Origin of the sequence: Mammaliicoccus sp. N-M50 (genome assembly GCF_022386995.1) — a bacterium.
GTDB classification, from domain to species: Bacteria; Bacillota; Bacilli; order Staphylococcales; family Staphylococcaceae; genus Mammaliicoccus; species Mammaliicoccus sciuri_A.
In genome coordinates, this window is record NZ_JAJNJA010000002.1 from 316,427 (window position 1) to 330,072 (window position 13,646).

The following is a 13,646-nucleotide window of genomic DNA, read 5'->3' on the forward strand; positions in this document are numbered from 1 at the left end:
GGTGATTTAAAATGGAAATAGGCATTATCATCTTTGTTATTTGGGTTATTTTTAGTGTCGTGAGCGGTATAATCGAAGGCGCTTCTAAAAATAAAAAGAAAAATAAGCAACCTCAAACAAGACAAAGACAAAATCCAGTAAATAGACAAGCTGAAGATAAGAAAAAATCTGCTGAGCAAGAATTAAAAGAGTTAGTTAATAAGTATGAAACTTATAAACAAAAAGCAGAAACAAGTTCAACTGAACGAATGTCTGGCCATTATAAAAACTTAGCAGATCAACTTGCCAATCATCTTAAACAATATAATATAGATGTTGAAAAGCCTGCTGTTCAATCACATAAAGTAGAACAACAACCAGAGCAAACTTCTAATGAGCATGAGAATGCTTATATCAATCAGAAGAAAGAGCAAATTCATAAAAATAGACCTAAAAAACAACAAGAAGCAATCAAACAGCTATTGGCATACAGCCAAGAAGAGAAAAAGTCTTTAATGAATGTACAGCGTGAAAGTATAGATGATGTTGAAAAAGAAGCAGAGCAAATTATCAACAACACGCAACTTTCAGAAAGAACGAGAAGAGCGATGGTTAAACAACTCTATTTAAACAGTAAACATAAGTTTAACGATGAAGCAATCAATGTTGATGAAAACCAAGTCGTAAATGGTATCATTTGGTCAGAAATTTTAAAAAGACCAAATGAATTAAAATAACGAATATAAACAAGCTGGGACATAATGTAATGTCTCAGCTTGTTTTTTATTCACAAAAATACCATTTAGACTTACAATAAAGGTAGGATTCAAGAGGGTGTGATGAAAATGGTATTTAAGAAAAAGCAGAGTATATTATCTATTATCATTTCGATTTTATTATTTTTTATTGCTTTAATACCGCTTTTTATTAGTAATAAGTATTTAATATTTATTACTTTTATTCTCGTTTTTCTTATAATTTTAAACATTCTTTTTGAAAGATACACAATAAAAGAGCATTTTTTATCCATAAGAAGAGGATTATTCAAAAATCGTTACAATATTTTTGATATCGATCAAATTAATATGACTAAATCTATAGAAGGTAATAGCATGTTAGAAATTGTTTCAAAAGGTGAATTGGTCGAAAAAGTGAGTCCAATTGAAGAACGTGAGTTTATTATTACATTAATTCGAATTAATCCTAAAATTAAATTAAATAATAGCAATAGAGTACATGAATATGAAAAAGTTAGAAATCTCATTATTGCACGTGAAAAACTAAATAATATACAAAATAAAGTGCATAAGATTGCACGTTACAATAAGGTTTGGTACATTTAAAGTGTCAACAATTCAACTTATAAAGGAGATATTTAATGCCTACATTAATTCAAATCGAGAATATGGATCAAGCTCAAGCTCTGTTGGGTAACGGAGATGAGCACATAAAGTATATTGAAAATGAACTCGAGGTGGATATATTAACACGTGGACAAGAAATTGCTGTCCGTGGTAAACGTATAGAAAATGTTGAAAAAGCTGAAAAAGTATTATTGAACTTACTAAAAGTAATTGAGAGTGGTGCGAGTATAACGATTAATGATGTACAAGCAGCGGTTAAAATGGCTGACAAAGGAACAATCGATCAACTCATTAATTTATATGATGAAGAAATCACTAAAGATAGTAATGGTAAAATAATAAGAGCTAAAACAATGGGTCAAAGAGTATATATCAATAATATAAAGAACAATGACTTAGTATTCGGTATAGGTCCAGCAGGTACAGGGAAGACGTTCTTAGCTGTTGTAATGGCTGCAAGGGCATTGCGCCTAGGACAAGTGAAACGTATCGTATTAACGCGTCCTGCAGTCGAAGCGGGTGAATCATTAGGTTTCTTACCAGGTGATTTAAAAGAAAAAGTAGACCCTTATTTAAGACCTTTATATGATGGGCTTCATACAGTGTTAGGAACTGAGCAAACATCACGTTTAATTGAAAGAGGTACGATAGAAATCGCACCACTTGCTTATATGAGAGGTCGAACATTAGATGATGCGTTTGTAATCCTAGATGAAGCTCAGAATACAACACACCCACAGATGAAGATGTTCTTAACAAGATTAGGTTTCGGTTCAAAAATGGTTGTAACAGGTGACCGTACACAAATCGATTTACCTAAAGGTGTGAAAAGTGGACTGATTGAAGCCGATCAACGATTAAGTGGTGTAAAAGGTATAGCAATGACATACTTAGAACAAACAGACGTTGTGAGACACCCATTAGTAGGTAAAATAATAAACGCATACGAAGAGGAGAAATAATATGCTAACAATGGATTTTATAGATGAGCAACAAGTAATTGATGAAGATACAAAAAATCAAATTGAATCATTGCTCACTTTTGCTGCTAAAAAGGAAAATATTACTGAAGAAGCAGAACTTTCAATTTCATTTGTCGATGAAGAAGAGATTCAAGCTATCAATCGTGATTATCGCGATAAAGATAAAGTAACAGATGTTATTTCATTTTCATTAGAAGAAGATGAACCTGAAATAGAAGGCTTAGATATGCCTAGAGTGTTAGGTGATATTATCATCTGTCTTGAAGTTGCTAAAGAGCAAGCTGAGTCTTATAATCATAGTTTGAGTAGAGAATTAGGATTTTTAGCATTACATGGATTTTTACATTTACTAGGTTATGATCATATGACTGAAGAAGATGAAAAAGAAATGTTTTCTCGACAAGATGAAATATTAAATGAATTTGGATTAACACGTGAATAAATTTGTAAATCGCTTTAAATTTCCTTTAGCAGGTTTAGTGACGATTCTCAAAAAAGATAAAAACTTTTTATTACATCTTATATTCGCTGTACTTGTATTGATTGTTAGTTTAATATTAAATCTCAATACATTTGAATGGTTATGGATTTTATTTGCAATATTTAGTGTACTCATTGTAGAGGTTCTCAATACTTCTATAGAGTATGTAGTAGATATGTTTACGGATGAATATAACTTACTTGCTAAACATGCTAAAGATACAGCCGCATTAGCCGTTTTATTAACATCAATAATGGCTGCAATAATCGGGATAATGATATTTTTACCAAAAATAATATAAACATATAGGGGGAAATGGTATGGAATTCAAACAAGAGTGGTATGAAGGTGCAAGAGAAGCACAAAAGAGAGCATATACACCATATTCTAAATTTAATGTAGGTGCATATTTAGTAACGAAAGATGGTAAAGCTTATTATGGTGCTAACATTGAAAATGCAGCTTACCCATCAACAATTTGTGCTGAGAGATCTGCACTCGTTGCAGCAATGTCAGATGGGTATAGACCGGGAGACTTCAAATGTATTACAGTTACAGTAGATGCTGATAAACCATCATCTCCATGTGGCACATGCAGACAAGTGTTAAAAGAGTTATGTGATGATGACATGCCAGTATTTTTAACACATCAAACAAATGAAAGAATTGAAACTACAGTTAATGAATTATTACCTTTAGGTTTCTCAGGAAAGGATCTAGAATAAATGAATGAATTTAAATCAGGGTTTATATCTATTATAGGTAGACCTAATGTTGGTAAATCTACTTTTATGAATAAAGTTATTGGTCATAAAGTAGCGATAATGTCTGATAAAGCACAAACGACTCGAAACAAAGTGCAAGGTGTATTAACAACTGATGATGCTCAAATGATTTTTATTGATACACCAGGTATTCATAAACCTAAACATGCTTTAGGTGACTACATGATGAAAATTGCTAAAAATACTTTAAAAGAAGTAGACTTAATCATGTTTATGGTTAATGTTGATGAAAGTATCGGTAAAGGCGATGAATACATTATCGAATTGTTGAAACAAACGAAAACACCAGTATTTTTAGTGTTAAATAAAATAGATTTAATTCACCCTGATCAACTTTTAGTTGAAATTGAAAAGTATCAAAAAACAATGGATTTTGCAGAAATTATTCCAATTTCAGCATTAGAAGGGTTAAACATTGAGACACTACTAGAACAATTTAAAAAGTACCTTGAAGAAGGTCCAATGTATTATCCTAAAGACCAAATTTCTGATCACCCAGAACAATTTGTTGTTGCTGAGTTGATAAGAGAGAAAGCATTACACCTTACGAATCAAGAAATTCCGCATGCTATCGGTGTGAACGTCGATAAAATGACAAAAGCAGAAGGTGAGAAAGTCCAAGTAGAAGCAACAATTTATGTTGAAAGAGACTCTCAAAAAGGCATTGTCATTGGTAAAGGCGGTAAAATGCTTAAAGAAATAGGTAAACGTGCAAGAAGAGATATTGAAATGCTACTTGGCTCAAAAGTATACTTGGATTTATGGGTTAAAGTACAAAAAGATTGGCGTAATAAACCTAATTTCATCAAACAAATTGGTTATAGAGAAGACGAGTATTAACTAGAATGGAGGCGATGATATAATGCTTTATAAACAAGAAGGATTTGTCATTCGCTCTGTAGATTATGGTGAAAACAATAAAATCATCACTATATTAAATGAACACGGTCATAAAGTTCCATTAATGGCACGTGGTGCTAAAAAAACAAGTCATCCACTACAAGGTGCTACTCAGCCCTTTGTACATGGCTTGTTTATTTTTTCGAAGTTTAAAGGAATGGGCACACTATCATCTGCTGATATTATAAACAGTCATAGAACGATGCAATCCGATATTTTTAAAAGTGCATATGGTGCATATTGTATAGAAGTCGTAGATAAGGCGTTAGAAGCGGAAGAACACGATGTATTCTTTTATGAATTATTGTTAGGTGTATTCCAAGCAGTAGAAAGAGGCGTTGATGCAGATACGATGAGCATGATTGTCGCGTTGAAATGTATGCCTAAATATGGTTATGAACCAACTTTCAATGCATGCGTTGTAACAGGAGATATGGATCAACAGCAATTAAATGCCTATAGTTTCAAATATAACGGACCACTTAGCAATCAAGCATTAATACATGATGAACATGCATATCGAATATCTAATAGAGCATTATATTTTATGAATCTCATGTATCAATTACCGATCAAACATTTAAACAGTTTTAAAATAAACGAACAAGTCAAAAAAGAAATACAAACTTTAATCGATAACATGTATGACGAATACGTTGGAGTTGTATTTAGAACCAAAAAATTACTCAACCAACTCGAAAACTTAAAAATGTAAAAGTCTTATGTGAAGTGTTTCGTAATGGTTTCTTAACAACTTAATCATAAAAAAACAGAGCTAAACTTAGATAATAAGTTTTTGCTCTGTTTTTGTTTAGTATTAGAATCTGATTTTTTCAGCTAAGAAGTTTTCAACTTCATCAATTGGCATACGTACTTGTTCCATTGTGTCTCTGTCACGTACTGTAACTTGGTTGTCTTCTAATGAATCGAAGTCAAACGTGATACAGTATGGTGTACCAATTTCATCTTGTCTACGGTAACGTTTACCGATTGATTGTGACTCATCAAAGTCGATTGCAAATCTTTCACTTAATTTTTCATATACTTTAATAGCATCTGGTGAAAGTTTTTTGCTTAATGGTAAGATTGCTGCTTTATAAGGTGCTAAAGCAGGGTGGAAATGCAATACTGTACGTTGATCTTTCTCACCTTCATTTTCTTCTTCGTATGCATCACATAAGAATGCTAATGTTACACGGTCAGCACCTAATGATGGTTCGATACAGTAAGGGATGAATTTTTCATTTGTTTCTTGATCGTGATATTTGAAGTCTTCACCACTGAATTCACTATGTTGTTTTAAGTCATAATCTGTTCTTGAAGCGATACCCCAAAGTTCTCCCCAACCAAACGGGAATTTATATTCGATATCAGTTGTTGCATTTGAGTAGTGACTTAATTCATCTTCGTCATGGTCACGTAATTTTGTATTTTCTTCTTTAATACCTAAATCTATTAACCATTTTGCAGCAAAGTCTTTCCAGTAATTTTGCCATTCAATTTCAGTACCAGGTTTACAGAAGAATTCAAGTTCCATTTGTTCGAATTCTCTCGTTCTGAAGATGAAGTTACCAGGTGTAATCTCGTTTCTGAATGATTTACCAACTTGCGCAATACCGAATGGTAATTTTTTACGCATAGAACGTTGAACGTTTTTATAGTTTACGAAAATACCTTGTGCAGTTTCAGGACGTAAGAATATTTCGTTTGTTGAAGATTCAGTAACACCTTGGAATGTTTTGAACATTAAGTTGAATTGACGAATGTCTGTCCAGTTAGCTGTACCACTTTCAGGACAAGTGATGCCTTTATCATCGATTAATTGTTTCATTTCATCAAAGCTCATACCGTCAGCGATAAAGTTCTCATCACCTTCAACATTATGCATGTAATCTTCAATTAATTTATCTGCTCTGTAACGAATTTTAGAATCTTTGTTGTCTATCATTGGATCGTTAAAGTTTGATAGGTGACCTGAAGCTTCCCAAGTTCTTGGGTTCATTAAAATAGCTGCATCTAGTCCAACGTTGTATGGAGATTGTTGAACGAACTTTTGCCACCATGCTTTTTTAATGTTATTTTTTAGTTCAACACCAAGTGGACCATAGTCCCAAGTGTTTGCTAAACCACCATAAATTTCACTACCAGGGAATACAAACCCTCTATGTTTTGCTAATGTTACTACCTTATCCATATCTTTTGCCATAAAAATTCACTCCTCAATTAAATTAAAAAAGCCCCAAGACATCATCAAATAATGCCTTGGGACGAGTATATTACCCGCGGTTCCACCCAAATTAGTGTAGCCACTCACTTTTTATAAAATTTTGTAAGCCAAAACTTTAATGTTAAGCTTTCACCATCCTTAACTCGCTTTTATTTCAAAGTTAATTAAAATATAGCATGGTATGGGAGAGTTATCAAGTGAAAACAGATATTCAAATTGAGCAATATTTGCGTTACATGTTATAATTAATCTATCTGAATTGTGTTCGAAGGGGTGAGAGCAATCGAATTAAATCAAAGACAAGAACAAATTGTACAAATTGTTAAGAACAATGGACCCATTACAGGAGAAAAAATAGCTGAACGACTAAATTTAACAAGAGCAACTTTAAGACCAGATTTAGCAATTTTAACAATGGCAGGTTATCTTGATGCAAGACCTAGAGTAGGATATTTTTATACAGGGAAATCAAGTACACAATTATTAAGTGATTCAATTAAAAAAATGACCGTAAAAGAATCGATGGCGATACCAGTTGTAATAGAAGAAAGTATTTCTGTATATGAAGCAATATGTAAGATGTTTTTAGAAGATGTCGGCACATTATTTGTTATAAATAAAGAAGGCAATTTAATTGGCGTATGTTCAAGAAAAGATTTACTGAGGGCAGCAATAGGTGGTCAAAGTTTAAAAGATACACCGGTTAGTATTAATATGAGCAGAATGCCAAACATAACAGTATGTTTAGAAGATGATTTATTGATTTATGCAGCTAAATTATTAATTGATAAACAAATAGATGCGATACCTGTTGTCAAAAAACTTAAAGGCGACAAAATGAAAGTTAAAGGCAGAATTACAAAAACAACGATCACAAGAGCATTTGTTTCACTTATTGAAGATGAGTAGGAGGAATTAGTTAAATGGAAGAGATAAGAATAATTATAGCATCCGATTCAGTAGGAGAAACGGCAGAGCTTGTTACGAAAGCATGTACGTCTCAATATAAGACAGAAGGAAATGCTTTAGATATTGTAAGATTACCATATATAGAGAATGAAAGTAATATTAATGAAGTCGTATCATTAGCATTAGAACAAAAATCAATAGTCGTTTATACATTGGTTAAACCAGAAATGCGATTATACTTAAAAGAAAAATTAGAAGAAAATAATATTGAAAATGTAGACATTATGGGTCCATTGATGAGCATATTAAGCAATGAACTTAATGAAGCCCCACTTAATGAGCCAGGCAATATCCATAAATTAGATGAAGATTATTTCAAGAAAATTGAAGCAATCGAATTTGCGGTTAAATATGATGATGGTAGAGATCCACGCGGCTTACCAAAAGCTGATATCATTCTTATTGGTGTATCTAGAACTTCAAAAACACCATTGTCACAATACTTGGCACATAAACGTTATAAAGTAATGAATGTACCATTAGTGCCTGAAGTTGCACCACCAGAAGGATTATTTGAAATTGATCCAAAGAAATGTATCGCTTTAAAAATTAATCAAAAAAACCTTAATGCGATTAGAAGAGCAAGATTAATTCAATTAGGTTTAAGTGATGATGCTAATTATGCGAAAGATGACAGAATCGAAGAAGAATTAAGATACTTCGAGGAAATTGTTGAGAAAATTGGCTGTCCTGTACTAGATGTTTCTGACAAGGCAATAGAAGAAACAGCAAATGACATTATTAAAATCATTACACAACAAAACCGTTAAAGGGTGACAGGATGCGTATAGAACAAGATTTAATAAATGAAATACGTGAGAAGAATGACATATTAGATGTCGTAAGTGAATATGTGAAACTAGAAAAAAGAGGACGTAATTATATAGGATTATGTCCTTTCCATGATGAAAAGACACCGTCGTTTTCAGTATCTGAAGATAAACAAATTTGTCATTGCTTTGGTTGTAAGAAAGGCGGCAATGTCTTTCAGTTTATTCAAGAAATTAAAGGAATATCATTTGTTGATGCAGTAAGAGAACTGGGTGATAAAGTAGATATTCATATTGAAAAGCAAGAAACAGCACCAACTGAAGGTATTGTGGATGATCATATCAAAATGATTGAAATGCATGAGTTAATGGCAAATAACTACCATTATATATTGAAGCATACTGAAGAAGGTGAGGCAGCTTTAAACTATTTGAAATCTAGAGGTTTCACGGAAGAATTGATTAATGATAGAAAGATTGGATATGCACCAAACCATTCGAAATTCACGCATGACTTTTTAGAGAAAAATGGTTATGATGCTGTACTTGCTTATGAAGCAGGTTTGTTAAGCCGAAATGATGAAACGTTTGATTACTTTGACCGATTCAGAGACAGAATCATCTTTCCATTGTTAAATTTCCAAGGTAAGACAGTTGGTTTCTCTGGTCGAACGTATACCGATCAATCGCCGAAATATTTAAACAGTCCAGAAACACCTATTTTCCAAAAAAGAAAAATGTTATACAACATTGATCGAGCAAGGAAATTTATAAGACAAAATGATGAAGTTATTCTGTTAGAAGGATTTATGGATGTCATAAAGTCGTTTGAAGCGGATATTAAACAAGTTGTAGCAACAATGGGTACGGCATTATCTAGAGAACATGTTACGATGGTCAAAAAACTGGCATCTAATGTAACTTTACTGTATGATGGAGATTTCGCAGGAAAAGAAGCTGCCATAAATGTTGGTAAAGACTTATTAAATGAAGGATTAAATGTCTTTGTTGTCAATTTACCAAAAACGATGGACCCTGATGATTATATTACAGAATACGGAAGTGATGCTTTCAAATCATTTGTTGAAGGGCAAAAACAATCATATGTTGCATTTAAAGCGCAACAATTATATTATGCCAACGAAAATAATGATTTAAAACATGAACAACATATTGAAGAGTTGATTCATGACATCAATCTGATTCAATCGGAATTTTTAAGAAAAAAAGTATTGCAACAAGTAGCAGATTTGTATAAAGTAGATGTTAACAGTCTAAAAAATCGACTTTCGCCTAATATTGTTCAAAATTATACCGATTATAATAATTTCGTTCCTGAAATGAAGGAAAAAAAACTTGATAAAGTCGGTAGAGCAGAGCAAGCGTTGTTAAAACATTTTATGAATCATAAACAGCTATTTTTAGAATATCATTCTAGGATTAATCAAGAAGACTTCACTTCATTGAATAATAGAGTGATTTTTTCACGTTTAAATGGGTATTATAAGAATAACGATGTTTTTAACATAAGTGATTTTTCAAGTTACATTGAAGAACATCAAATCATTGAAACGGTTATGTATCTAGATTCATTGCTAATCAATGATGAACCAGAGACAGAAGAAATCGAAGACTACATTAGGATTATCAGTCCTAACGAACACAAAGAAAATTCCATAGAATATTTGAATCAACAATTGAATAAAGCAATGCAAGCAGGCGATATCGCACTGCAAAGGCAGTATTTAGAACAAATTGTACAATATAATCGGAATAGAATGTAAGAGTTAATAACCCGGGAGGCCTATTCATGTCTGATAAAGAATTAAACAAAATTAATAGCGCTAATAATGAAGAAGTGCTTACAATTGAACAAGTTAAGCACCAATTAATTGAACAAGGTAAAAAAGCAGGACATTTGAGTCACGAAGAAATTGCAGATAAATTGCAAAACTTCGAGATGGATCCAGATCAAATGGATGATTTCTTTGATTTAATTAATGAGAATGAAATCAATCTTATTAATGAAAAAGATTCAAGTGATACAAATGACAAACTAAATTTAAATGACTTAAGTGCTCCTCCAGGTGTTAAAATAAACGACCCAGTAAGAATGTACTTAAAAGAAATCGGACGCGTCAATTTATTAACTGCACAAGAAGAAATCGAATTAGCTAAACGTATCGAGCAAGGTGACGAAGTTGCGAAATCACGTCTTGCTGAAGCGAACTTAAGACTTGTTGTAAGTATCGCGAAACGTTATGTAGGTAGAGGTATGTTATTCCTAGACCTTATTCAAGAAGGTAATATGGGTCTAATCAAAGCCGTAGAAAAATTCGACTTTAACAAAGGTTTTAAATTTTCAACATATGCAACATGGTGGATTCGTCAAGCAATTACAAGAGCGATTGCTGACCAAGCACGTACAATCCGTATCCCAGTTCATATGGTTGAAACAATCAATAAATTGATTCGTGTTCAACGTCAATTACTACAAGATTTAGGCAGAGATCCATCTCCTGAAGAAATTGGTGAAGAAATGGACTTACCACCAGAAAAAGTTCGTGAAATTCTGAAAATTGCTCAAGAACCAGTGTCATTAGAAACGCCTATTGGTGAAGAAGATGACAGTCACTTAGGCGACTTTATTGAAGACCAAGATGCACAAAGTCCATCTGATCACGCTGCATATGAATTACTTAAAGAGCAATTAGAAGATGTATTAGATACATTAACTGACAGAGAAGAAAATGTATTAAGATTAAGATTTGGTCTTGATGATGGTAGAACAAGAACTCTTGAAGAAGTTGGTAAAGTATTTGGTGTTACAAGAGAACGTATTCGTCAAATAGAAGCGAAGGCATTACGCAAGTTAAGACATCCATCTAGAAGTAAGCGTTTGAAAGATTTTATGGATTAAACATGAAAAGTTTATATTAATCCCAAAAAGCCTTTGACAATGCCTTGTTTTAATATAAAATATAATTGTATGAAGGTTTAACAAAAGGGAGGTTGTATGAATGAATCGTAATCCTGTTATCCCGTTTATTCTGATTTTACTACTCGGTGTAGGATTAATATTCTTCATGTCAGCACATGGTGCTAACAAAGAGGAAGAAAAAGAAGGCGGTGGCGGTGCTAAAACTGAAAAGTTTGATGCAGCTACATTCGCTAAGGACAATTGTACAAGTTGTCATGGACAAAATCTTGAAGGTGGAATGGGACCTAAATTAGCTGGAAGCAAAAAAGGTGCCGATGAAATGAAAAAAATCATTCGTGAAGGTAAAGGTTCAATGCCTGCACATGACGAAGCTACTATTTCAAATAAAGATTTAGACACACTTGTCAAGTACTTAAAAGATGGCGCTAAATAACACAAAAAAATCTTTTGCTATTGCAAAAGATTTTTTTAATGAAAGGGAAAAATAATGATCCAAATAAATAAACGTTTAATGAAGGTAAGTGAATATTTAAATCATCATAAATTAGCAGATATCGGTTCCGATCATGCATATTTACCTATATACGCAATTCAAAATGGATTAATTAAAGAAGCGATTGCTGGAGAAGTTGTCAAAGGACCTTTTCTTGCTGCTCAAAAGAATACTAAATTATATGGTATGAATGAACTTATTGAAGTTAAACTGGGCGACGGTTTAGAAGTAGTAGATGAATCAATTGATGCGATTACAATTTGTGGCATGGGTGGTCCATTAATTGCTCAAATTATTGAAGAAGGAAAGCATAAGTTATCAGGGTATCCTGATTTAATTTTACAAGCTAATATTCATGCGTTACCAATTAGAAAAGTATTACAAAGCATTGGTTATCAAATCGTTGATGAACAACTCATAAAAGATAAAAAACATATATATGAAATCATAGTGGCTAAAAAAGGTGAGATGGACCTAAATGAATTAGAATTAAAATTTGGTCCTAAATTATTAGCCAAGAAAAATGATTTATTCCATGAAAAATGGCAAAGAGAATTAGAATCACTTAATAAAATTAGTAAACAATTAGAACATCATGAGGATAAAAATAGGTATAATGAAATTAATCAACAAATACTTCAAATAAAAGAGGTGCTTTAATGATTATTCAAGAGCTATTACACGAAATTGATAAACAAGTTCCATTTTCAACGAGTGAATCTTGGGATAATGTTGGTTTATTAATTGGTACAGAAAAAAGTGAAGTGAACGGTGTATTAACAACATTAGATTGTACGTCAGAAGTTGTAGAAGAAGCCATTCAAAACAATATCAATACGATCATTGCACATCATCCACTTATTTTTAAAGGTGTTAAAAATATTACGGATAAAAGCTATGGTCCTATTATTCGTAAACTGATTCAAAATGATATCAATTTGATAGCACTTCATACAAATCTTGATGTACATCCTAAAGGCGTTAGTTACATGATTGGACAACAAATAGGATTAAGTAATATGAAAGTATTAGAAGAACAACAAGAATCATATTATAAAGTACAAATTTTCTTACCTGATCAAGACGTTGAAGCAATGAAAACTGCATTTAATGAACATCATTTAGCTCAAACAGAAGAATACAGTGAAGTATTTTTCCAGTCACAAGGTAAAGGCCAATTTAAACCTAGTGCAACAGCTAATCCACATCTTGGACAAGCAGATAAGACTGAAACGGTTTATGAAACGAAACTAGAATTAATGGTTGATGAGAAAGATTTAGCACTTGCTAAAGAACTCATTATTCAAACGCATCCATATGAAGAACCCGTTTATGATTTCATCAAAATGTCGAGAACATCTTCTGTAGGCTTAGGAATTATCGGAGAATTAAATGTAACGCAATCAGTAAATGAATTTGTGCAAAACTATAAAGAAAAGCTCGCTATACCAGCAGTTAGATTTATAGGAGACCAATCAGCGCAAATAAAACGCGTCGCAATTGTTGGTGGTGCGGGTATTGAATATGCAAATTTAGCTAAAGCACAACAAGCTGATTTATTTATTACTGGAGACGTTAAACATCACGAAGCATTAGATGCACTAATGGATGATATAAATGTTTTAGATGTTAATCATTATAGTGAGTATGTTATGAAAGAAGGATTAAAGTCATTATTAGAAGAATGGACAAATGGAACGATTAAAGTGTTAACATCTTCTATTAATACAGATCCTTATCAATATATGTAAAAA

16 protein-coding genes are annotated in these 13,646 nt (G+C 32.4%); 15 read left to right on the top strand and 1 reads right to left on the bottom strand.

Going from position 1 to position 13,646, the window contains the following annotated elements:
- The first annotated feature begins 11 nt into the window (after nucleotides 1–11).
- From LQ622_RS04860 to recO, 8 genes are all read left to right on the top strand, one after another.
- Nucleotides 12–716: a hypothetical protein gene (locus tag LQ622_RS04860; protein ID WP_204169996.1), complete on the top strand. Its 705-nt coding sequence runs from the start codon at nucleotides 12–14 to the stop codon at nucleotides 714–716.
- Between the two features lie 108 nt (nucleotides 717–824).
- Nucleotides 825–1,322, top strand: coding sequence for a PH domain-containing protein (locus LQ622_RS04865; RefSeq protein WP_204188860.1), 498 nt, complete (start codon nucleotides 825–827; stop codon nucleotides 1,320–1,322).
- Between the two features lie 35 nt (nucleotides 1,323–1,357).
- Nucleotides 1,358–2,305, top strand: a complete 948-nt coding sequence (locus tag LQ622_RS04870) for a PhoH family protein (RefSeq protein ID WP_037588335.1) — start codon at nucleotides 1,358–1,360, stop codon at nucleotides 2,303–2,305.
- A gap of 1 nt (nucleotide 2,306) precedes the next feature.
- Nucleotides 2,307–2,768, top strand: coding sequence for an rRNA maturation RNase YbeY (gene ybeY, locus LQ622_RS04875; protein WP_025904199.1), 462 nt, complete (start codon nucleotides 2,307–2,309; stop codon nucleotides 2,766–2,768).
- Nucleotides 2,761–3,108, top strand: a complete 348-nt coding sequence (locus tag LQ622_RS04880; RefSeq protein ID WP_107565597.1) for a diacylglycerol kinase family protein — start codon at nucleotides 2,761–2,763, stop codon at nucleotides 3,106–3,108. The genes ybeY and LQ622_RS04880 overlap by 8 nt, the downstream gene beginning before the upstream one ends.
- Before the next feature lie 19 nt (nucleotides 3,109–3,127).
- Entirely contained in the window at nucleotides 3,128–3,532 is a 405-nt protein-coding gene (gene cdd / locus LQ622_RS04885) for a cytidine deaminase (RefSeq protein WP_025904197.1), read from the top strand.
- Nucleotides 3,533–4,432 (top strand): GTPase Era, encoded by a 900-nt coding sequence (gene era, locus LQ622_RS04890; protein WP_037588330.1) that lies wholly within the window; start codon nucleotides 3,533–3,535, stop codon nucleotides 4,430–4,432.
- A gap of 22 nt (nucleotides 4,433–4,454) precedes the next feature.
- Nucleotides 4,455–5,207, top strand: coding sequence for a DNA repair protein RecO (recO, locus tag LQ622_RS04895; protein ID WP_037588328.1), 753 nt, complete (start codon nucleotides 4,455–4,457; stop codon nucleotides 5,205–5,207).
- 102 nt (nucleotides 5,208–5,309) lie between these two features.
- Here recO and LQ622_RS04900 read toward each other — a convergent pair whose 3' ends face one another.
- Nucleotides 5,310–6,698: a glycine--tRNA ligase gene (locus LQ622_RS04900; RefSeq protein ID WP_204188565.1), complete on the bottom strand. Its 1,389-nt coding sequence runs from the start codon at nucleotides 6,696–6,698 to the stop codon at nucleotides 5,310–5,312.
- A gap of 294 nt (nucleotides 6,699–6,992) precedes the next feature.
- Between LQ622_RS04900 and ccpN the strand changes: the two genes are divergently transcribed.
- The 7 genes from ccpN (at nucleotide 6,993) to LQ622_RS04935 (ending at nucleotide 13,643) form a co-directional block, all read left to right on the top strand.
- Nucleotides 6,993–7,628 carry a transcriptional regulator CcpN gene (gene ccpN / locus LQ622_RS04905; protein WP_037588327.1) on the top strand — a complete coding sequence of 212 codons (636 nt, stop codon included), beginning with the start codon at nucleotides 6,993–6,995 and terminating at the stop codon, nucleotides 7,626–7,628.
- Between the two features lie 14 nt (nucleotides 7,629–7,642).
- The gene (locus LQ622_RS04910) at nucleotides 7,643–8,458 is read left to right on the top strand and encodes a pyruvate, water dikinase regulatory protein (RefSeq protein WP_037588325.1); all 816 of its coding nucleotides are present in this window, start codon (nucleotides 7,643–7,645) and stop codon (nucleotides 8,456–8,458) included.
- An 11-nt stretch (nucleotides 8,459–8,469) separates the two neighbouring features.
- Nucleotides 8,470–10,242: a DNA primase gene (gene dnaG / locus LQ622_RS04915; RefSeq protein WP_025904191.1), complete on the top strand. Its 1,773-nt coding sequence runs from the start codon at nucleotides 8,470–8,472 to the stop codon at nucleotides 10,240–10,242.
- 26 nt (nucleotides 10,243–10,268) lie between these two features.
- A complete protein-coding gene (rpoD, locus tag LQ622_RS04920) occupies nucleotides 10,269–11,378 on the top strand; it encodes an RNA polymerase sigma factor RpoD (RefSeq protein ID WP_025904190.1) in 1,110 nt (369 codons plus the stop codon).
- A 100-nt stretch (nucleotides 11,379–11,478) separates the two neighbouring features.
- Nucleotides 11,479–11,832, top strand: coding sequence for a c-type cytochrome (locus LQ622_RS04925; protein WP_025904189.1), 354 nt, complete (start codon nucleotides 11,479–11,481; stop codon nucleotides 11,830–11,832).
- A 54-nt stretch (nucleotides 11,833–11,886) separates the two neighbouring features.
- Nucleotides 11,887–12,552, top strand: coding sequence for a tRNA (adenine(22)-N(1))-methyltransferase (locus LQ622_RS04930; RefSeq protein WP_196307524.1), 666 nt, complete (start codon nucleotides 11,887–11,889; stop codon nucleotides 12,550–12,552).
- Nucleotides 12,552–13,643 (top strand): Nif3-like dinuclear metal center hexameric protein, encoded by a 1,092-nt coding sequence (locus LQ622_RS04935; protein ID WP_239762001.1) that lies wholly within the window; start codon nucleotides 12,552–12,554, stop codon nucleotides 13,641–13,643. The genes LQ622_RS04930 and LQ622_RS04935 overlap by 1 nt, the downstream gene beginning before the upstream one ends.
- The last annotated feature ends 3 nt before the right edge of the window (nucleotides 13,644–13,646 follow it).

Bases quoted from the DNA above. Each gene is read 5' to 3' on its own strand.
- LQ622_RS04860 (WP_204169996.1), top strand. From the start codon at position 12: ATGGAAATAGGCATTATCATCTTTGTTATTTGGGTTATTTTTAGTGTC.
- LQ622_RS04865 (WP_204188860.1), top strand. From the start codon at position 825: ATGGTATTTAAGAAAAAGCAGAGTATATTATCTATTATCATTTCGATT.
- LQ622_RS04870 (WP_037588335.1), top strand. From the start codon at position 1,358: ATGCCTACATTAATTCAAATCGAGAATATGGATCAAGCTCAAGCTCTG.
- ybeY (WP_025904199.1), top strand. From the start codon at position 2,307: ATGCTAACAATGGATTTTATAGATGAGCAACAAGTAATTGATGAAGAT.
- cdd (WP_025904197.1), top strand. From the start codon at position 3,128: ATGGAATTCAAACAAGAGTGGTATGAAGGTGCAAGAGAAGCACAAAAG.
- era (WP_037588330.1), top strand. From the start codon at position 3,533: ATGAATGAATTTAAATCAGGGTTTATATCTATTATAGGTAGACCTAAT.
- recO (WP_037588328.1), top strand. From the start codon at position 4,455: ATGCTTTATAAACAAGAAGGATTTGTCATTCGCTCTGTAGATTATGGT.
- LQ622_RS04900 (WP_204188565.1), bottom strand. From the start codon at position 6,698: ATGGCAAAAGATATGGATAAGGTAGTAACATTAGCAAAACATAGAGGG.
- LQ622_RS04910 (WP_037588325.1), top strand. From the start codon at position 7,643: ATGGAAGAGATAAGAATAATTATAGCATCCGATTCAGTAGGAGAAACG.
- dnaG (WP_025904191.1), top strand. From the start codon at position 8,470: ATGCGTATAGAACAAGATTTAATAAATGAAATACGTGAGAAGAATGAC.
- rpoD (WP_025904190.1), top strand. From the start codon at position 10,269: ATGTCTGATAAAGAATTAAACAAAATTAATAGCGCTAATAATGAAGAA.
- LQ622_RS04925 (WP_025904189.1), top strand. From the start codon at position 11,479: ATGAATCGTAATCCTGTTATCCCGTTTATTCTGATTTTACTACTCGGT.
- LQ622_RS04930 (WP_196307524.1), top strand. From the start codon at position 11,887: ATGATCCAAATAAATAAACGTTTAATGAAGGTAAGTGAATATTTAAAT.
- LQ622_RS04935 (WP_239762001.1), top strand. From the start codon at position 12,552: ATGATTATTCAAGAGCTATTACACGAAATTGATAAACAAGTTCCATTT.